At 66.0% G+C, this 19240-nt stretch carries 21 protein-coding genes and 1 tRNA gene; 17 read left to right on the forward strand and 5 right to left on the reverse strand.

From position 1 onward, the window contains the following. Positions 1 to 247: 247 nt before the first annotated feature. From cysN to CGK74_RS02600, 5 genes are all read left to right on the forward strand, one after another. Positions 248 to 1528, forward strand: coding sequence for a sulfate adenylyltransferase subunit CysN (gene cysN / locus CGK74_RS02580; protein ID WP_094266954.1), 1281 nt, complete (start codon positions 248 to 250; stop codon positions 1526 to 1528). Positions 1529 to 1842: 314 nt separating this feature from the next. Further along, positions 1843 to 2790 carry a PEP-CTERM sorting domain-containing protein gene (locus tag CGK74_RS02585; RefSeq protein ID WP_094266955.1) on the forward strand — a complete coding sequence of 316 codons (948 nt, stop codon included), beginning with the start codon at positions 1843 to 1845 and terminating at the stop codon, positions 2788 to 2790. Positions 2791 to 2940: 150 nt separating this feature from the next. Next, positions 2941 to 3369 (forward strand): RNA-binding S4 domain-containing protein, encoded by a 429-nt coding sequence (locus CGK74_RS02590; RefSeq protein ID WP_094266956.1) that lies wholly within the window; start codon positions 2941 to 2943, stop codon positions 3367 to 3369. 160 nt (positions 3370 to 3529) lie between these two features. Then, positions 3530 to 4996 carry an NfeD family protein gene (locus CGK74_RS02595; RefSeq protein WP_094266957.1) on the forward strand — a complete coding sequence of 489 codons (1467 nt, stop codon included), beginning with the start codon at positions 3530 to 3532 and terminating at the stop codon, positions 4994 to 4996. Then, on the forward strand, positions 4996 to 5784 hold the full coding sequence (locus tag CGK74_RS02600; protein ID WP_094267420.1) for a slipin family protein: 789 nt from the start codon (positions 4996 to 4998) through the stop codon (positions 5782 to 5784). Before CGK74_RS02595 ends, CGK74_RS02600 begins: the two co-directional genes overlap by 1 nt. A gap of 12 nt (positions 5785 to 5796) precedes the next feature. Here CGK74_RS02600 and CGK74_RS02605 read toward each other — a convergent pair whose 3' ends face one another. From CGK74_RS02605 to CGK74_RS02625, 5 genes are all read right to left on the reverse strand, one after another. Then, on the reverse strand, positions 5797 to 6150 hold the full coding sequence (locus CGK74_RS02605; protein WP_094266958.1) for a cupin domain-containing protein: 354 nt from the start codon (positions 6148 to 6150) through the stop codon (positions 5797 to 5799). A 1-nt stretch (position 6151) separates the two neighbouring features. Next, on the reverse strand, positions 6152 to 7030 hold the full coding sequence (locus CGK74_RS02610; protein ID WP_094266959.1) for an AEC family transporter: 879 nt from the start codon (positions 7028 to 7030) through the stop codon (positions 6152 to 6154). 127 nt (positions 7031 to 7157) lie between these two features. Then, positions 7158 to 8492 (reverse strand): ATP-dependent protease ATPase subunit HslU, encoded by a 1335-nt coding sequence (gene hslU / locus CGK74_RS02615; RefSeq protein WP_094266960.1) that lies wholly within the window; start codon positions 8490 to 8492, stop codon positions 7158 to 7160. Positions 8493 to 8502: 10 nt separating this feature from the next. Continuing rightward, a complete protein-coding gene (gene hslV, locus CGK74_RS02620) occupies positions 8503 to 9039 on the reverse strand; it encodes an ATP-dependent protease subunit HslV (protein ID WP_094266961.1) in 537 nt (178 codons plus the stop codon). A 47-nt stretch (positions 9040 to 9086) separates the two neighbouring features. Then, positions 9087 to 10262, reverse strand: a complete 1176-nt coding sequence (locus tag CGK74_RS02625; protein WP_094266962.1) for an STAS domain-containing protein — start codon at positions 10260 to 10262, stop codon at positions 9087 to 9089. Between the two features lie 234 nt (positions 10263 to 10496). On the opposite strand from CGK74_RS02625, the gene ybgC reads away from it, so the two are divergent. The 12 genes from ybgC to CGK74_RS02685 all read left to right on the forward strand — a co-directional run bounded on the left by ybgC (position 10497) and on the right by CGK74_RS02685 (position 18797). Further along, positions 10497 to 10892, forward strand: coding sequence for a tol-pal system-associated acyl-CoA thioesterase (gene ybgC, locus CGK74_RS02630; protein ID WP_206186159.1), 396 nt, complete (start codon positions 10497 to 10499; stop codon positions 10890 to 10892). Then, positions 10889 to 11557, forward strand: a complete 669-nt coding sequence (tolQ, locus tag CGK74_RS02635; RefSeq protein WP_094266964.1) for a protein TolQ — start codon at positions 10889 to 10891, stop codon at positions 11555 to 11557. The genes ybgC and tolQ overlap by 4 nt, the downstream gene beginning before the upstream one ends. Before the next feature lie 18 nt (positions 11558 to 11575). Beyond that, positions 11576 to 11989, forward strand: a complete 414-nt coding sequence (gene tolR, locus CGK74_RS02640; RefSeq protein WP_094266965.1) for a protein TolR — start codon at positions 11576 to 11578, stop codon at positions 11987 to 11989. Then, the gene (locus tag CGK74_RS02645; RefSeq protein ID WP_094266966.1) at positions 11986 to 12864 is read left to right on the forward strand and encodes an energy transducer TonB; all 879 of its coding nucleotides are present in this window, start codon (positions 11986 to 11988) and stop codon (positions 12862 to 12864) included. The genes tolR and CGK74_RS02645 overlap by 4 nt, the downstream gene beginning before the upstream one ends. A gap of 53 nt (positions 12865 to 12917) precedes the next feature. Then, positions 12918 to 14198 carry a Tol-Pal system beta propeller repeat protein TolB gene (gene tolB, locus CGK74_RS02650; protein ID WP_094266967.1) on the forward strand — a complete coding sequence of 427 codons (1281 nt, stop codon included), beginning with the start codon at positions 12918 to 12920 and terminating at the stop codon, positions 14196 to 14198. Positions 14199 to 14248: 50 nt separating this feature from the next. Continuing rightward, complete coding sequence (gene pal, locus CGK74_RS02655; RefSeq protein WP_094266968.1) at positions 14249 to 14761, forward strand: peptidoglycan-associated lipoprotein Pal; 513 nt, start codon at positions 14249 to 14251, stop codon at positions 14759 to 14761. 1 nt (position 14762) lies between these two features. Then, positions 14763 to 15476: a tol-pal system protein YbgF gene (gene ybgF, locus CGK74_RS02660; RefSeq protein WP_094266969.1), complete on the forward strand. Its 714-nt coding sequence runs from the start codon at positions 14763 to 14765 to the stop codon at positions 15474 to 15476. 24 nt (positions 15477 to 15500) lie between these two features. Beyond that, positions 15501 to 16154 carry a 7-carboxy-7-deazaguanine synthase QueE gene (gene queE, locus CGK74_RS02665; protein ID WP_094266970.1) on the forward strand — a complete coding sequence of 218 codons (654 nt, stop codon included), beginning with the start codon at positions 15501 to 15503 and terminating at the stop codon, positions 16152 to 16154. A 41-nt stretch (positions 16155 to 16195) separates the two neighbouring features. Further along, positions 16196 to 16888: a 7-cyano-7-deazaguanine synthase QueC gene (gene queC / locus CGK74_RS02670; protein ID WP_094266971.1), complete on the forward strand. Its 693-nt coding sequence runs from the start codon at positions 16196 to 16198 to the stop codon at positions 16886 to 16888. 108 nt (positions 16889 to 16996) lie between these two features. After that, positions 16997 to 18103: a YeeE/YedE family protein gene (locus CGK74_RS02675; RefSeq protein ID WP_094267421.1), complete on the forward strand. Its 1107-nt coding sequence runs from the start codon at positions 16997 to 16999 to the stop codon at positions 18101 to 18103. Positions 18104 to 18208: 105 nt separating this feature from the next. Further along, positions 18209 to 18284: transfer RNA gene (locus CGK74_RS02680), tRNA-Lys, on the forward strand. Between the two features lie 60 nt (positions 18285 to 18344). Next, positions 18345 to 18797, forward strand: a complete 453-nt coding sequence (locus CGK74_RS02685) for a YaiI/YqxD family protein (RefSeq protein WP_094266972.1) — start codon at positions 18345 to 18347, stop codon at positions 18795 to 18797. Positions 18798 to 19240 lie beyond the last annotated feature (443 nt).

The following is a 19240-nucleotide window of genomic DNA, read 5'->3' on the forward strand; positions in this document are numbered from 1 at the left end:
CTCGGCGGCTCGTTGCGGGGACGCGCACGGGGTGTTCCTTCCGGGGCTGCGGAACTCGCTTCGCTCGGACAGTCCGAGCGAGGAATCGAGCGAGTTTCGCAGCCCCGGAAGGAATACCCCGCGCGTCCCCGGCGGATCGAAGATCCAAGACCGTATCACCCCCAAAGCTTCTGCCCCCAACACAACGCCCCAGAAAACTCACCACGCGCCACACAGAATTCAAAGCATGAGCAAAGGAATCCAAACCATGTCCGCCCCTGAGAACCTGCCCGAGATCGACAACGGCCTGCTGCGCTTCCTCACCTGCGGCAGCGTCGATGACGGCAAGAGCACCCTGATTGGCCGCCTGCTGTTCGATACCAAGACCATCCTCGCCGACACCCTTAACGCCATCGAGAAGACCTCCGCCAAGCGCGGCATGAGCGCGGTCGACCTCTCCCTGCTCACCGACGGCCTGCAGGCCGAGCGCGAACAGGGCATCACCATCGACGTCGCCTACCGCTACTTCTCCACCGGCCGGCGCAAGTACATCATCGCCGACGCCCCCGGCCATGAGCAGTACACCCGCAACATGGTGACCGCCGCCTCCACCGCCAACCTCGCCATCATCCTCATCGATGCGCGCAAAGGCGTGCTCACCCAGACCCGCCGCCACTCCTACCTCGCCAGCCTGGTCGGCATCCCCCACCTGCTGGTCGCGGTCAACAAGATGGACCTCGTCGACTATGACCAGGCCGTGTTCGAGCGCATCAAGGCCGAATACCTCGCCTTCGCCGCCAGGCTCGGCATCAAGGACGTGCGCTTCATCCCCATCTCGGCCCTGGAAGGCGACATGATCGTCGACCGCGGCGAGCGCCTGTCCTGGTACGAAGGCCCGACGCTGCTCGACATCCTCGAGAACGCGCCCGCTGCCCACACCGAGCAGGCCGAGGACTTCCGTTTCCCGGTGCAGTTCGTGTGCCGCCCGCAGGACTCCGCCAACCCGGATCTGCACGATTACCGTGGTTTCATGGGGCGTGTCGAATCCGGCGAGATCGCCGTTGGCGACGCCGTCACTGTGTTGCCCTCGGGAGCCACGAGCCGCGTCAGACGCATCGAGCTCGGCGGCGAAAATCTCCCGCGCGCGATCCATGAACAATCGGTGACCCTGCTGCTGGAAGACGAAATCGATATCTCGCGCGGCGACCTCATCGTCAAGTCCGCCGAGGCACCCGAACCCGTCAAGCAGATCGACGCCACCGTTTGCTGGCTGTCGGAGACCCCGCTGTCACCCGCTCGCACCTACCTCGTGCGCCACACCACGCGCGAGGTGAAGGCCAAGTTCGCGAAGATCGACTACCGGCTGGATGTGAACACGCTCGAGCATGAGGCGACCACAGGCCTTGCTATGAACGACATCGCCCGCGTCACGCTCAAGCTCGCGCAGCCGATCGTCGCCGACCGGTACGCCGACAACCGCGCCACCGGCGCCTTCATCATCATCGACGAGAGCACCAACAACACGGTGGGCGCGGGCATGATCGGCTGAACGCCCCCTTCCCGCCCTGGGCCGGGTGACGACACCTCAGAAAGGTGCCGTCACCCGGCCTTTTTACGTCCGCCCCTGCCCGCCGCAATCTGCCTGGCGTCGGTGTTTTTTACACACCACTCCAGCGGGCGCCCTTAGACCATTGAAAATTAAACGTTTTGCTACCCGGCATAAATAATGCTTCGAGCTCACGCCTCAGGCAAGGACATCGCGGTGAGCGGCATCGCGACAAAGGAGAGGGCCGCAGGGCATACCCACCGCCCCCTTTCCTGCGCAGTCTGAATCACGCACAAACCAACTCAAGGGGCTGAACAATGAAACGTCTTCTTCTCTCCGCGCTGCTCACGACCGGCTTTGCTGCAAGTGCCATGGCCGCGCCGCTCACCCTCACCGGTGACTACGTGCGCGTCGGCATCAGCGACTATGGCACCCTCGGCAGCAACGGCACCACGTCGCCCGGCATCCTGCACGACTCGACCGGCACCCAGAACTTCGCGCCCGGCGGCATCGCGAACGACTACCTGACCCCGGGCACCCCGAGCGAAGGCTTCGCGATCAACAGTGCGCAGACCGGATTCCGCGTCAACAACAATGCGTGGACTGAAGACTTCGGATTTGCCTCGCCGACGCTGCTGACGGGCGGCGCCGCCCAAGGCTACGACAACGCGGCAAGCTGGACCGGCAGCCTCGCCGGTTCGCTGAGCATCACCAACAGCTACTTCTTCAACAACGGCGACGAGCGCGTCGTCGTGCAGACGGTGATCACCGCCCTGCAGAGCCTCGGCGACCTGGTGTTCGGCCGCCACCTCGACCCGGATCCGGACGTCAACCGTTTCAACTCGTATGACACCCGGAACACGCGTGGCAACACCCTGTTTGCGCCCGAGGACCTCGTCTCCGCCGCGGGGCTGAGTACCGGTCTGACGATTGGCATCCTCGACCTGCAGAACGTCTACCGCTCGAACACCGGGATCAACACCTCCTGCTGCAACAACGATGATCCCTACAACGTTCTGGCCGGCTACGGCCCGGTGTTCGGTTCGGCCACCCCTTTCAACGACGGCGACTACGGCCTGCAGATGGCATGGTTCATTGGCGATCTTGAAGCGGGTCAGTCGGCAACCCTGACCTACGCCTATGTGATGGGCGCCCGTCAGTCGGACGTCGGTGGCGACAACGGCGGAACCGTCCCTGAGCCCGGCACGCTCGCCCTGCTCGGCCTCGGGCTGGCAGCCCTGGCGCGCCGCCGTCTGCGCCAGTAAAGCCGGCAAGCTTCCCAGCAGACAGCATCGGACCACCAAAGCGTGGTCCGATTTTTTTGTACCGGTGGGTTGGCAGCGCTCGGGACGGCGCTGCTGTCCTCGTCCCCCGCACCCTCATCCTCCTTTGCGCGGGCGCCCTCACGGCAGATAATGTCCCGACGATCCACTCGGCAGGACGACTTGCAGGTGACTGGCCCGGTACTCAGCACAACCCGTCTCGACAAATGGCTGTGGGCAGCCCGTTTCTTCAAGCATCGCACCGCGGCGACCGAGGCCGTCGATGGCGGCAAGATCAAGCTCAATGGCGCGGCGGTGAAGCCCGCTCGTGAGGTCAAGGTCGGCGACCGGGTCGACGTCACCATCGGTGAGGAGACGCGCTCGGTCATGGTGCGCGCGATTGCCGACAAACGCGGATCGGCGACGGTTGCGCAAACGCTCTACGAAGAAACGACGGAAAGCGTCGAACAGCGCGAACGCGGGCGCGAGCTGCGCAAGTTCGCCGCGCCACCGGGCGCAGACCTGCACGGCCGCCCGACGAAGCGTGATCGGCGTCGGATCGACCGCTTCGGCGGCTACTGAGATCGCCGCGCGGCGGGCGGACATGTGGCATGACTGGCCCTGCCGGTCACCGGCACCATCGCCACAAAGACAACCGAAGCGCCGAACTTCGTCCCCCCTCCTATACTCCGATCATCAGGGTTCGCCACACTGATGCCGCGACCGCCCGAGGAGAGTGTCGATGTCGACCCGCCGTGGGATTGTCTTCCGCCATGCCGTCGCCCTGCTGTTTCTCTTGCTCGGCGGTGCCGGCCTGACCCTCCTCGCCGCCAACGGCAGCTCCGGCTTCGCGCTTGTACTGCCGATCGACGGCGTCATCGGCCCGGCCAGCGCCGACTACATCCACAAGGGACTGGCTCAGGCCACCGCGCGCGGCGCGCAGCTGGTCGTCATCGAGATGGACACCCCCGGCGGGCTCGACACCTCGATGCGCACCATCATCAAGGACATCCTCGCCTCGCCCGTACCGGTCGCAACTTTCGTCGCCCCGGAAGGCGCACGGGCGGCGAGCGCGGGCACCTACATCCTCTACGCCAGCCATATCGCCGCGATGGCGCCGGCGACCAACCTCGGTGCCGCGACGCCGGTCGCGATCGGCCTCGGCGGCCCGCAACCCGGCAGCACTCCGCCGCGGGAAGAAGAGACGGAGACCTCCGCCACGCCCGATGAGCGGACGACAGACAAGGCACCTGCCAGCCCCGCGACCTCACGCCCCGCACCGGCCCGCGGCCCGGCCGATGCCATGACCGCCAAGTCCATGTCCGACGCCACGGCCTACATCCGCAGCCTTGCGCAACTGCGCGGTCGCGATGTCGATTTCGCCGAGCGCGCGGTACGCGAGGCGGCCAGCCTGTCCGCCGAGGAAGCGCTGGCGAAGGGGGTGATCGACATCATCGCCATTGACACCGTCGACCTCCTGCACAAACTCGACGGGCGGGAGGTCGCCGTCCTCGACGGCAAACGTACGCTCGCCACGGCGGGCCTTGCCATCGAACGGCAGGAACCGGACTGGCGCAACCGCATCCTCGCCGTGCTCGCCAACCCGCAGGTGGCGCTGATCCTGATGATGATCGGCATCTATGGCCTGTTCTTCGAGTTCACCTCACCCGGCGTCGGCGTACCAGGCATCGCCGGGGCGATCTCGCTGCTAGTCGCGCTCTATGCCTTCCAGCTGCTGCCGGTCAATTGGGCCGGCGTGCTGCTGCTGGCGGTCGGCGCCGGCCTGATGCTGGCCGAGGCTTTTCTGCCCAGCTTCGGCGCGCTGGGCATCGGCGGCATCATCGCCTTCGTCGTCGGCGGCCTGTTCCTGATGGACGCCGAGGTGCCGGGATTCGGCATCCCGCTGGCACTGATCGTGGGCCTGGCCCTGGCCAGCGCCGCGATCCTGCTCGCCATCGGTAACCTCGCGGCACGCAGCCTGCGCCGCGCCGTGGTCAGTGGGCGCGAGGAGATGCTCGGCGCACGCGGCACGGTTATCGCCCCTGCACCGGACGGCACGTGGTGGATCGCGGTGCACGGCGAGAACTGGCGCGCCCGGGCCAATCGCCCGCTCGTGCCCGGCGCCCTTGTCCGCGTCGAGCGCATGGAGGGCCTCGTCCTCCACGTTTCCCCCACCGATACCACCCACCTTCCCGGGAGTACGCCATGATGCTCGATCTCCAGTTCGGCCTCGCGCCCTTGCTGGTGCTGCTGATCTTCCTCGTCGTCGCCTCGATCAAGATCCTGCGCGAGTACGAGCGCGGTGTAATCTTCCTGCTCGGCCGCTTCTGGCGCGTGAAGGGGCCGGGCCTGGTCATCGTGATCCCCGGCCTGCAGCAGATGGTGAAGGTCGACCTGCGCGTGGTGACGATGGACGTGCCGCCGCAGGACGTGATCTCGAAGGACAACGTCTCGGTGAAGGTCAATGCGGTGGTGTATTTCCGCGTCGTCGATCCGCAGAAGGCCATCATCCAGGTGGAAAACTACCTGATGGCAACCAGCCAGCTCGCGCAGACCACACTGCGTGCGGTGCTCGGCAAGCACGAACTCGACGAGATGCTGGCCGAGCGCGAGAAGCTCAACCTCGACGTGCAGCAGATTCTCGACGCCCAGACCGACGCCTGGGGGATCAAGGTGGCCAACGTCGAGATCAAGCATGTCGATCTCAACGAGAGCATGGTCCGCGCCATCGCGCGTCAGGCGGAGGCCGAACGCGAACGTCGCGCCAAGGTGATCCACGCGGAAGGCGAGAAACAGGCTGCACAATCGCTGCTCGAGGCGGCCGAAATGCTGTCGCGCGAGCCTGCGGCGATGCAGTTGCGCTACCTGCAGACCTTGACCCAGGTGGCAGGCGACAGGACCTCGACACTGGTGTTTCCGGTGCCGGTCGACCTGATGGGTCAGTTGCTGGGGCAGGCAGGCAAATCCCGGGGCTCAGCCATGAAGGCGGAACCCTGACCGCCCCCCGGCTCAGTCGGCCGCCGCTTCCGATCGTGCGCCATGCACGGCCAGCCACACCGTCGCCGGAGCTGTCGACAGTACGCGGTGCCTGCAGCCGGCGGGAATCTCCACCCAGTCGCCGGGCGTCAGCGCAATTCGCCCGCCATCATCCAGGCCCAGTTCCGCCCTGCCCTGCAGCAGCACGACCCACTCGTCCTCGGCCTGCTCGTACCAGAATCCCGGCGGACTGGCATGGCGGTGCGACACGATGCGCTCGACCCGGCAAGCGGTTCCCGCGAAGAGCGTCTGGAAGTGCTCTTCGACGCCCGCTTCGGGCAAGGGCGCGTAGAGGTTGCCTCGCCGCAGGCTGCTCGCCTGAACCATGTCAGTCCAGCACGAGCGCGAGCGCCAGCGGCAGGAACACCACCGCCGCGAGGTTGCCGATCAGCACCATCGACGCCACCTTGCCCGGCTCCTGCTGGTAACGCTCGGCGAACATGAAGTTGAGCACCGCCGGCGGCAGGGCCCCGAACACCAGCACCAGGGCCTGTTCGCGCTGCGGCAGTTCGATCACCTGCAGCACCGCCCACGCCAGCGCAAGCCCGATCAGCGGACGCGCCAGGCCTCCGCCCAGCACTCCGATGCCAAGCGCGCTGATGCGCGAATCCGCAAGCCGCACGCCCAGCCCGAACAGCATCAGGGGGATGGAGATCTCGCCGAGCATGCGGATGGCCGTCAGCAGGGGCGGCCAGACCTCGAAGTGCGTCAGGCTGACCGCGAGGCCGAGGAAGGTCGCCACCACCGACGGGACTTTCCACACCGTGAGCAGACGGACCCGGTGATCGAGCAACCAGGCGCCGAATGAAAAATGGATGAGGTTCGACACCATGAACAGCACCACCATCGGTGCCAGCGCGGCCTCGCCGAAGGCCAGCACCGCCAGCGGCAGGCCCAGGTTGCCGCAGTTGTTGAACATGATCGGCGGCACCAGCGTCTTCGGATCGATGCCGATCGCGCGAGCCAACGCCCACGCCGCCAAGCCGGTGCCGACCACCATCAGCGTCGCCGCGCCGATCAGCGGCAGGAAGGCACCAATGTCGAACGCCTTGTTCGCCAGCGCCGCGAACACCAGCGCCGGCACGAACACATCCATGTTCAGCTTGTTGGCGTGGGACAGATCCGGTTTGACGCGGCGTCCGACGAAATAGCCGAGCGCGGTGATCGAGAACAGCGGGAAAAGGATTTCGACGATTCGGATCAGCATGGGAAATTTGCAAGGGGGCATGAACCGCCCCTAGGGGCACGACGCATGCCAAAGCCAGAAAAAATGACGCCCCGGCTGCGGCCATCCGCCGCCGGGGCGCGTTCCGGGCAGGAAACCGCCCTGCCGCTCAGAGCACGTAGCGCGCCAGGTCCTCGCGCTGTGCCAGCATGTCCAGACGTGAATCGACATACGCCGCATCGACCACCACCTTGTCGAGCGAGCCCTTGCCGGCTTCGAACGATACCTCCTCCAACAGCTTCTCCATCACCGTGTACAGGCGGCGAGCCCCGATGTTCTCGGTTTTCTCGTTGACCTGGAAAGCGATCTCGGCGAGCCGGCGGATGCCGTCGGCGGTGAAGCTCAGGGTCACGCCGTCGGTCGCCAGCAGCGCCTCATATTGGCGGGTCAGGCAGGCGTCGGTGCTCGTGAGGATGCGCTCGAAATCCTCCACCGATAGCGACTCGAGTTCGACCCGGATCGGGAAGCGGCCCTGCAGTTCCGGGATCAGATCACTCGGTTTCGAGAGGTGGAAGGCACCGCTGGCAATGAACAGGATGTGATCGGTCTTGATCATGCCGTACTTGGTGGAGATCGTCGTGCCTTCCACCAGCGGCAGCAGGTCGCGCTGCACGCCCTGGCGCGACACGTCGGCGCCATGCACGTCGCTGCGCGCGGCGATCTTGTCCACTTCGTCGAGGAAGACGATGCCGTTCTGCTCCACCGCGCGGACCGCCTCGAGCTTGACCTCCTCGTCGTTGATCAGGCGTGCGGCCTCCTCATCGGCGAGCAGCTTCAGTGCCTCGCGAATCTGCAGCTTGCGCTGCTTGCGCTTGCCGCCACCCAGGTTCTGGAACATGCCCTGGATCTGCTGGGTGAGTTCCTCCATGCCCGGCGGCGCAAAGATCTCGGCCTGCATGGACGGCGCGGCGACCTCGATGTCGATCTCCTTGTCGTCCAGTTCGCCTTCGCGCAGCTTCTTGCGGAATTTCTGCCGTGTCGCCGAATCGGGCGCGGGCTCCGGTTCCGCGTTGAATGCAACGGGGCGGGCCGGCGGCAGCAGCGCGTCGAGCACGCGGTCCTCGGCGGCATCGAGCGCACGGTCGCGCACCGACTTCATCGCGCGTTCCCGGCCGTCCTTGATGGCGATCTCGATCAGGTCGCGGATGATCGTATCCACGTCGCGGCCGACGTAGCCCACTTCGGTGAATTTCGTCGCCTCGATCTTTATGAAGGGCGCGTTGGCCAGCCGTGCCAGACGACGGGCGATCTCGGTCTTGCCGACGCCGGTGGGCCCGATCATCAGGATGTTCTTGGGCGTAATCTCGCTGCGCAGCGGCTCGGCGACCTGGGCCCGGCGCCACCGGTTGCGGAGGGCGATCGCGACCGCCTTCTTGGCCTTGTCCTGCCCGACGATGTGCTTGTCGAGTTCGGAGACGATCTCCGGCGGGGTCATCTGGGTCATGCGTTCAACCTCAATCCAGCACTTCGATGGTGTGATGGTGATTGGTGTAGATGCAGAGGTCGGCGGCGATGCCAAGCGCCTTCGACACGACCTCCTTCGGCTCGAGCGCGGTGTTCTCGATGAGCGCACGCGCTGCCGACTGCGCGTAGGCGCCGCCACTGCCGATGGCCACGATGCCTTGCTCGGGCTCGAGCACATCGCCGTTGCCGGTGATCACCAGCGAATGTTCGCGATCGGCCACCGCCAGCATGGCCTCGAGCCGCCGCAGCATGCGGTCGGTGCGCCAATCCTTGGCCAGTTCCACGGCACTGCGGAGCAGGTTGCCCTGATGCTTGTCGAGCTTGGCCTCGAAGCGCTCGAACAGCGTAAATGCGTCGGCCGTGCCCCCCGCGAACCCCGCGAGGATATTGCCGTTATAGAGCGTGCGCACCTTGCGCGCAGACGCCTTGATGACGATGTTGCCCAGGGTGACCTGGCCGTCCCCGCCCAGCGCAACGCGATTGCCGCGCCGCACCGACAGGATGGTGGTGCCGCGATACTGTTCCATGCCGATTCCTCGCCGGCAGACGGCCGGCGTCGATGATGCGATGAGTTTTAACTGCGCAGCGTGACGTGCGCAACCTGGTCGACGCTCATGACCCGCAGCAGCGCGGCAACCATGGCATTGACGTTGCGAAGGCCCACGAGCTTACCCTGAGCCTGGAGCGTGGCGAGGATGTTGAACAACTGCCCCGCGCAGACGAAATCCAGCCGGCGCAACTGCGTACAGTCCACCGCAACCTCACGCCTGTCGGCAACGTAGGCCGCAAAACGCTTGAGCGCGTCGTTCGAGGCGCCACAGAGTTCACCCTCCAGAACGAAGCCATCCTGTTCGTTAGCCGACTGTGGGGCGGGTGTCGTCACGGGGGCCGTCGCGGCAACGGGCGCCGCCGGGGGAGGCAGGTCCTTCCACGACGGCGGAGACTCCTCGAACGTCACTGCATAATCGATCGCGAGGTTCTCGAAGCGCTCCTGATCGCCCGAATGCTGCAACAGTTCGAGCAGCAGCAGCCAGGTGTCCCGGTCTTCCGCGCGCCCGGCTTCGACGCGTTTTGCCAGCTCCTGCGCCAGCGGCCCCACATTGGCCAGCGTGACCTTAATGCGCTCGGCGGCAAGCTCGTCGAGCACCGCACGCAGCTGCCCGCAGGCGCCATCACCCAGGCCCTTCAGACGACCCACGTCAATGCGGGCCGAACCCGTCCTGCGCGCGGCCACTGCAATCTGGCGCAACTGCGCCTCAGCCTGCGCCGAAAGGCTGCCCGCAAGGCTGACGGTCGAAGGCCGAGGCTGAGCAGGTTTCGCCACGCTTGCGGACAGATCCACCCAGGGCGGCGGCGAACGCTCGAAGCGCGTCGCGTAATCGAGCACCCGCGACTCGAACTGCTGGCGCTTGCCCGTCAAACGGTAGAGATCGAGCAGCATCATCCACAGCCCCTCGCCCGGGTTCGAAGAGGGCTCGTCGAGCGTGGCGACCAGCACCTGCTCCGCTTCAGCCACGTTGCCGTTCGCGTAGAGGACCGCCGCTTCCTCATAGGCTGCACCAATGCCTGCGCCGACCTCCTGAACCTCGACCGCGACCAGACCGCGCCCAGCCTCGGTCGCGGTGAAATCGAGTTCTGACAGCTCGGTAGGCGGCGGGGGAAGCGAGAAGCTGTCGCCTTTAGCGGACGGACCTTTCCCCTCAGGCGCGATGCTACCCGTTGGTTTCCGACCGAAAAAAGGAAGTGCCACGCTGCCGTCCGTCCCGAATGTGTCGATGCAGTCCTGAGAGACTTTCGGCCAAGGATAGCACTTCCTGCAATACGGCTGGGCTGGCGGCGGGCACGGTTGATTACGTTTTGCAAAACTCGGCATCGACACCCCCCTTCCCTTGCACGGGGGCTCGGATAGAATGCTGCGATGCAACCGAATACCCCTGCCGCAGCGGCTGCGCAAGGCGACACGTCGCCTCCGCAGCCGTTCTTCATGCTGCCTGTCCGCGTCTACTATGAGGACACCGACGCAGCAGGCGTGGTCTATTACGCCAACTATCTGCGTTTCTGCGAACGAGCCCGCACCGAATGGCTGCGGGCGCTTGGCTTCGAGCAGCAGGCAATGATGTCATCCACCGGCACGGCCTTCGTCGTGCGGTCGGTCCACGCCGACTATCTCGTTCCCGCCCGTCTCGACGACGCGCTTGAAGTCGTCACCCGCATCGGGACGCTGCGTCGCGCCAGCCTCCTGTTCAACCAGGAGATCCGTCGCCAAGGGCAACTTCTGTTTACAGCGCAGGTCCTGGTGGCCTGCATCGACACCCATCGCCAGAAACCGGCCCCCATGCCGGCCAACCTGCACGCCCTCTTCGAAAGAAGCTTCGCATGACCGTCACTCACGATCTTTCCATCCTCAGCCTGATCAGCCAGGCCAGCGTCCTCGTTCAACTGGTGATGGCGCTGCTCGCCACCCTCTCTCTGGTCTCCTGGTACTGGATCTTCCGCAAATCGTTCCAGATCCGCGCCGCGCGCACCCAGACCGACGAGTTCGAGCGCGATTTCTGGAGCGGCGGCGACCTCAACACCCTGTTCGAGGCAGCGACCCGCCACGAGACCGGCGGCATGGAGCGCATCTTCGAGGCCGGCTACCGCGAATTCACCAAGCTGCGCGCCAAGGGGCACGACCACTCGGCCATCCTGGACGGTGCCCGTCGCGCCATGCGCGCTACCTACCAGCGCGAGGTCGATGATCTCGAGGCGCATCTTGCCTTCCTCGCCTCGGTCGGCTCGGTGTCGCCTTACATCGGCCTGCTCGGCACCGTGTGGGGGATCATGAACTCCTTCCGCGGCCTGTCCAGCGTCGGCACGGCAACGCTCGCCCAGGTCGCTCCCGGCATCGCCGAAGCCCTCGTGGCCACCGCTATCGGCCTGTTCGCCGCGATCCCGGCCGTCGTCGCCTACAACCGCTTCGCGCACGACATCGACCGCCTCGGCATTCGCTTCGAGAGCTTCATGGAAGAGTTCTCCAACATCCTGCAGCGCAACCTGCGCTGACGGACCCGGAGGCTAGCGATGCGCCAACGCCGTCTCATGAACCAGATCAACGTCGTGCCCTACATCGACGTGATGCTGGTCCTGCTCGTGATCTTCATGGTCACCGCGCCGATGATCCAGACCGGCACCATCAACGTGCCCTCGGCCGGACAGGTGTCGGCACCGCCGACCGAGGCGATCGTCATCGAGGTCAAGGCCGACGGTGCGCTGGCCCTTCGCGCCAGCACCAGCGGCACCTCGAGACCGGTGAGCAATACCGAGTTCCAGCGCGCAATCAGCGAAGCGCTGGCCAAGAACGCCGAGCAATCCTTCCTCGTCGCGGCCGACAGCAAGCTGCCTTACCAGAAGGTCATCGACGTGCTCGAAGCCGCCCGTAACGCAGGCGTGCAGAAGATCAGCCTGCAGACCCAGTCGAGCACCGCAAGTCGATGAGGGAACGCGCAGCGCCGCCCCGCGAAGCGCCGGGCAAATGGCAATCGCTCGGGCTGACCATCGCGGTCCACCTGGGCCTGTTCCTTTTCCTGTTCTTCGGCATCCGCTGGCAGAGCGCACCGCCGGCCGCGCTGGAGGTCAGCCTTGCCAGCGCGCCACGCATCGCCGCGCCCGCCCCCGCCCCCGCGCCCAAACCTGAGCCTCCTCCGGCCTCCAAGCCCGAGCCGAAGCCCGAAGTGAAACCGGAGCCGAAGCCGGAACCCAAGCCGCAGCCCGAGCTCCCCAAGCCCGCGCCCAAGCCCGAGATCGCAACAAAGGCACCGGAGAAGAAACCGGAGCCGCCCAAACCTGCGCCAAAGCCGGAGCCGAAGCCGGAACCGAAACCCCAACCCAAACCGGAACCCAAGCCCGAACCGCCCAAGCCGCAACCCAAGCCGGAGCCGAAACCAACGCCCAAGCCGCAGGCCAAGCCCGAGCCCAAGCCGGTTCAGGACGACTACATGAAGCAACTGCTCGCGCAGGAAACCCAGGCCGCGCAGGACGCGCGCCTCGAGGGCCTGCTCAAGCAGGAATCCGCGCGCGCCGGCGCGCAGGGTGACATGGACAAGTACAAGCAGGCCATTGCCATCAAGGTGCGTGGCAACCTGCTGCGCCCGCCCGGCCTCAGCGGAAACCCGGAGGCCACATTCGAGGTCGATCAGTTGCCTTCGGGCGAGGTGCTGAACATCCGGCTCAAGCGCTCCTCGGGCGTCCCGGCGCTCGACGAGGCGATAGAGCGCGCGATACGGCGCTCGAGCCCGCTGCCGCTGCCCGCCAACCCGAGCTTGTTCCAGCGCACGATCGAGTTCAAGTTCCGCCCGTTGGCAGACGAGTAAGCCTGCCTTATCTACTTAATATGTCTATATAATCCGCGGCTGGAGTACCCCACATGACCCGATTCCTCACCGCTTTCCGCCTCCTGCTGGTCCTGGCGCTCGCCAGCCTCGCCTTCGGTGCCCGCGCCCAGTTGTCGATCGAGATCACGGGCGCAGGCGCTTCGCGTTTCCCGGTGATCATTCCGATCTTCGAGAATGAAGGTCAATTGCCGAACAGCGTCACCGACGTGGTACGCGCGGACCTCGACCGCAGCGGCCTGTTCCGCCTCGTTGACCTCGGCCCGCTTGCCCTGCCCGAATCGGTCATGCCCGACCTGCCCGCCATGCGCGGCCGCGGCGCCGATGCGGTGCTGACCGGCAGCGTCATTGCGCTCGGCGGCGGACGCTACGACGTGCGCTTCCGACTGTTCGACACGCAGAAGCAACTAGAGCTCGGCGCCATGGCCATGCCAATGATGGCCTCGCAGAACCGCCTGATCGGACACCGCATCGCCGACTTCGTCTACGAGAAACTGACCGGGCAGCCGGGCTATTTCTCGACCCGTGTCGCCTACGTCATCAAGAGCGGCACCAACTACGAGCTGCAGGTCGCCGACGCCGACGGCATGAACGCTGCCACGGCCCTGCGCTCGCGCGAGCCGATCATCTCGCCCGCCTGGTCGCCCGACGGCCAGCGCCTGGCCTATGTGTCCTTCGAACAGAAGAAGCCGATCGTCTATGTGCATACGTTGGCCACTGGCCAGCGACGCGTGGTTGCCAACTTCAAGGGCTCGAACTCGGCGCCCGCCTGGTCGCCCGATGGCAATCAGCTCGCCGTCGTGCTGACCAAGGACGGTCAGTCCCAACTCTACATCCTCAACGCCGACGGCTCGGGCGTGCGCCGCCTGGCAAGCTCCTCTGGCATCGACACCGAGCCTTTCTGGGGCAACGACAGCAACATCTACTTCACCTCCGATCGCGGCGGCAGCCCGCAGATCTACCGTATCTCCGCTGGCGGCGGCAGTGCCCAGCGGGTGACCTTCGACGGCAGCTACAACGTGACTCCGCGCCTCTCGGCGGATGGCACGCTGCTGGCCTTCATCACCCGCAATGCAGGTCGCTTCCAGGTGGCCGTGCAGGACCTTGCCACCCGCCAGACGACGATCCTCACCGATTCGGCGCGTGACGAATCCCCCAGCTTCGCTCCCAACGGCCGCATGATCCTCTACGCCACCGAAAGCGGTGGCCGGGGCGTGCTGTCCGCGGTGTCGTCGGATGGACGGGTGAAGCAACGCCTGACGGTGCAGGCAGCCGATGTGCGCGAGCCCGCGTGGGGCCCGCAGCCGCGGCAATAAAAAAGCTGTAATCACTGCTGTCTTCAACTCAAGTAACCGGAGCATCACCCATGAAGAAACTCGCACTCCCCGCCCTGCTGTCGCTCGTCCTCGCCGCGTGCTCGAGCACCGGCACCGATACTGCCTCCCAGGTCGAAGACCGCTCGGGCGCCGGTGTCACCACCGTCACCGCGGGTAGCCCGTCGGGTTCGGGCATCGCGGCCCTGACCGACCCGAACAACATCCTGTCCAAGCGCAGCGTGTTCTTCGACTTCGACAGCTACGTCATCAAGTCGGAAGCCAAGCCGCTGGTCGAAGCCCACGCCCGCTTCCTGGTGCAGAACCCGCAGATGAAGATGCTCATCCAGGGCAACACCGACGAGCGCGGCAGCCGCGAGTACAACCTGGCGCTGGGCCAGAAGCGTGCCGACGTCATCAAGCAGGCGCTGATGCTGCTGGGTGCCAAGGAAGCGCAGATCGAGTCCGTCAGCCTGGGTGAAGAGAAGCCGCGTTGCGACGCCGCCTCGGAAGCCTGCTACGCCGAGAACCGTCGCGGCGACATGCTGTACTCGGGCGAGTTCTGAGATGAAGCGCCTGCTGCCGCTGGCGGTGCTGCTCGCTCTGTCATCGACCGGACCCGCGCAAGCGGGTCTGTTCGATGACGCGGAGGCCCGTCGCCAGATCACCGACATGCGCCAGGATCTCGAAGGCCGGCTCGAAACCACCAGCCGTGGCCAACTCGAGCTCGCCAACCAGAACGAGCAATTGCGTGCCGAAGTGGCCCGCCTGCGGGGCCAGATCGAACTGCTGGTGAACGAGGTGGAAACCCTCAAGCAGCGGCAGCGGGACTTCTACGTCGATCTCGATACCCGTCTGCGCCAGCTCGAGAGCTCCGGCCCGGGCGCTGGCGCAGCCAATGCCGATCCGGCGGCGGAGTCCGGCGAGTACGAAGCCGCACTCAACCTGCTCAAGGACGGCAAGCACGGCGAGGCGCTCGCTGCCTTCGATGCCTTCGTCGCAAAGTACCCTTCGGGCAACTTCAGTGCCGGAGCCCACTTCTGGGCCGGCAACGCCGCCCTGCAGGCCAAGGACATCAATGCGGCAAACAAGCACTTCAACACCGTGCTGACGCGCTGGCCCAACGAGAACGTGGCGCCCGACGCCATGCTCGGCCTGGCCAACACCCAGCAGGCACTGGGCGATGCGCCCACGTCCCGTCGCACCCTGCAGGCGCTGGTCGACCGCTATCCGCAGAGCAACGCCGCACAGGTCGCCAGGCAGCGCCTGGGTCAGCGCTGAGGCGTCGACGTGACGACAGCGACGATGACGGCACCTGCCGTCAAGCTGCGCATTACCGAAGTATTTGCCTCGATCCAGGGCGAGTCGACGTGGGTCGGCCTGCCCACCGTGTTCGTCCGGCTCACCGGCTGCCCGCTGCGCTGCAGCTGGTGCGACACCGCCTACGCCTTCACCGGCGGTGAAAGCCGTTCGCTCGACGAGGTTCTCGCCGACGTTGCGCGCCACGGCCTCAAGCATGTGTGCGTCACGGGCGGCGAGCCACTTTCACAGAAAGGCTGCCTGCCGCTGCTGAGCGCCCTGTGCGACGCCGGATACGCGGTCTCGCTCGAAACCAGCGGCGCGCTCGACATCGGCGCGGTCGACCCCCGCGTTTCGCGCATCATGGACCTCAAGGCGCCCGGTTCAGGTGAAGTTGAGCGCAACCTGTACGACAACATTGCTCACCTGAAGGCCGACGACGAACTCAAGATCGTGATCGCCAACACGGACGATTACGCGTGGGCGAAGCAGCAGATCGCCACCCATCGGCTGGCCGAGCGCTGCACCGTGCTGCTTTCTCCCGTTGCCGGCGAGATCGATCCGGCCCAACTGGCCGAGTGGATCGTGCGCGACCGCCTGCCCGTGCGCTTCCAGCTGCAACTGCACAAGATCTTGTGGAACGACGCGCGCGGGCGCTGAGCTGATCCGCGCTGCGTCCATCCCCTGCGGAACCCGTTTCAATGAACCAAGCCAAACGCGCCGTCGTCCTGCTCTCGGGCGGCCTTGACTCCGCCACCTGCCTCGCCATCGCCCGCGACATGGGTTTCGAGACCTATGCGCTGTCGGTCGCCTACGGCCAGCGCCATGCCGCCGAGCTGACCGCATCGGCACGTGTCGCCCAGGCTCTCGGCGCGAAGGAGCACCGCCTGGCGCGCGTCAACCTCGGGCAGTTCGGCGGCTCCGCGCTGACCGACCCGGGCATCGCAGTCCCCGAGGACGAGGACAACAGCGGCATTCCTGTCACCTACGTGCCCGCCCGCAACACGGTGATGCTGTCGATCGCGATGGCCTGGGCGGAAGTGCTGGGCGCGCAGGACATCTTCGTTGGCGTCAATGCGGTGGATTACTCCGGCTACCCCGACTGCCGCCCCGAGTTCATCCGGGCCTTCGAGACCATGGCGAACCTGGCGACCAAGGCCGGCGTCGAAGGGGCAAGGCTGCACATCCACGCTCCGCTGATCCAGCTCAGCAAGGCCGAAATCATTCGCCGCGGCGTGGCGCTCGGAGTCGATTACGGCATCACCGTGACCTGCTACCAGGCCGACGACGACGGCCGCGCCTGCGGCCGTTGCGAGGCCTGCCGCCTGCGCGCCGCCGGCTTCGAGGCTGCGGGCGTTCCCGATCCGACCCCCTATCAGCTGCGCACGGACTGAGCGCGCGCACACCCCGGGGAACGGGCGCTCCGACCGTGTGTCGGGCATCTTGCAACGAGACCGGTCTTTTAACCTAGAATGGCCGGCCATTTCGCCGCAGATCGCATCATGGAAGAAACGCTCGTCTCCGCCTCCACCATCGTGTGGCTCGCCTTCGCCATCGGCACGGTATTCGGACTCGTCGCCAACCGTACCAACTTCTGCACGATGGGCGCGGTCTCCGACATCGTCAACATGGGCGACTGGAGCCGCATGCGCATGTGGGCGCTGGCCGTCGCCGTCGCGGTCCTCGGCACCGCCGCGCTGCAACTCGCCGGCGTGTTCGATCCGTCCAAATCCATCTACACCGGCGGCCGGCTGATCTGGCTGTCGCACATCGTGGGCGGCCTCGCCTTCGGCGTGGGCATGACGCTCGCCTCCGGTTGCGGCAGCAAGACGCTGATCCGCATCGGCGGCGGCAACCTCAAGTCGCTCGTCGTGTTCGTCTTTCTCGGCATCAGCGCATACATGACGCTGCGCGGCCTGTTCGGCGTATGGCGCGTGCGCTATCTCGACAGCGTCGCCACCGACCTGTCGCACGGGCAGGACATTCCCTCGTTCATTGCGGCCGCCGGCCTTGAAGCGTCAACTGCGCTGACACTGGCCGCAGGCGTCATCGGCGGCGCCCTGCTGATCTGGGCGCTCGCCAGTCGCGAGGCGCGTCGGGCTGACGTCCTGCTGGGCGGCGCCGTAATCGGTGCGACGGTCGTAGCCGCCTGGTACGTCTCCGGGCACATCGGCTATGTCGCCGAACACCCCGAAACGCTGGAGGAAGCCTTCATCGGCACCAGCAGCGGTCGCGCCGAGTCGCTCACCTTCGTCGCACCGATGGCATTCACGCTCGAGCTGCTGATGCTGTGGAGCGACAGCAGCCGGGTCGTCACCTTCGGCATCGCGAGCGCGCTCGGCGTCATCGCCGGCGCCGCGCTGCACGCTATCGTCACGCGCAGCTTCCGCATCGAGGGATTCCGCGATGCGCCCGACCTCGTCCGCCACATGATCGGCGGCATCCTGATGGGCTTCGGCGGCGTCACCGCCCTTGGCTGCACCATCGGCCAAGGCATTACCGGTCTGTCTACGCTGGCGCTCGGCTCGGTCATCACGACCGCCGCCATCATCATCGGCTCCGCGGTGACGATGAAGATCCAGTACTGGATGATGATGCGCGAAACCTGACCAGCGCCGGCATTACGAGATTTCCCCGCACTGGCCCCACACGGCGGCGCGCAAATCCGAACTTGACGCGCATCGCCTGGAGTCCTAAAATTCGCGCTCGCTTTTGGGTCGTTAGCTCAGTTGGTAGAGCAGCGGACTTTTAATCCGTTGGTCGCAGGTTCGAGTCCCGCACGGCCTACCAGAATCAGGAAAATGCCTCGGCTTCGGCCGGGGCATTTTCTTTTCCAAGGACGCTCGCGCCATGCACATCTGGGTCGATGCCGACGCCTGTCCCGTCGTCGTCAAGGACATCCTTTTCCGGGCAGCCGAGCGTACGAAACGGCACCTGACGCTGGTCGCCAACCAGTACCTGCGCGTGCCGGCCTCGCCGCTGATCCGCATGATCCAGGTGCCCGGCGGCTTCGACGAAGCAGACAAGTACATTGCCGCCCATGTCGCGACGGGCGACCTCGTGATCACCGCCGACATTCCTCTGGCAGCCGAGATCGTCGCCAAGGGTGCCCACGCGCTTTCCCCGAGAGGCGAGCTCTACGGCAAGGAGAACATCCGCGAGTTGCTGGACATGCGCAACTTCATGGACACGCTGCGAAGCACCGGCGTCGACACCGGCGGGCCCGCTGCCTTCGGTGCCAGCGACCGCCAGGCCTTCGCCAACCGGCTCGACAACCTCCTGCGCCAGCGCCCACAGCACTGAACCGGGACCGGCCTACAACCGCCGATTGGACAGGCCACCCCCACGGCGGGTATTATGTCGGGTGCAGAGGACTGGCCTTTGAAGCGTTGAACCCGGGATCAAGCCGGATTTGCGCCAAGGCCGCAGCGGCATCGTGCACACGTGATCTGGATGACATCGCGTGGCGTGCGAAGTTGTTCTCCTCCCCCGCAACCCACTGCCGTGTCATCCGGCGTTCCCTCGAGGGACAGCCCGGTTTCTCCGAGACACCTCCGGCTGCGCCGATGCGCCGCTGGACAGATGCGATCCTCCTTCACAGGCAGGATCGCCCGTAATGCAGCGCGCCACCGGTATCCAACGCGCCGCTCACGTCCGTGCCTTGTGGCGCATGCGTGCAATCGTTCCAGATTTTCGTGCGGCCTGCCCCTTTTTCGCAGGCCCGGCCGGTCCGCCCGCTGCGCCAC

It is taken from the genome of Thauera propionica (assembly GCF_002245655.1).
Lineage (GTDB): Bacteria > Pseudomonadota > Gammaproteobacteria > Burkholderiales > Rhodocyclaceae > Thauera > Thauera propionica.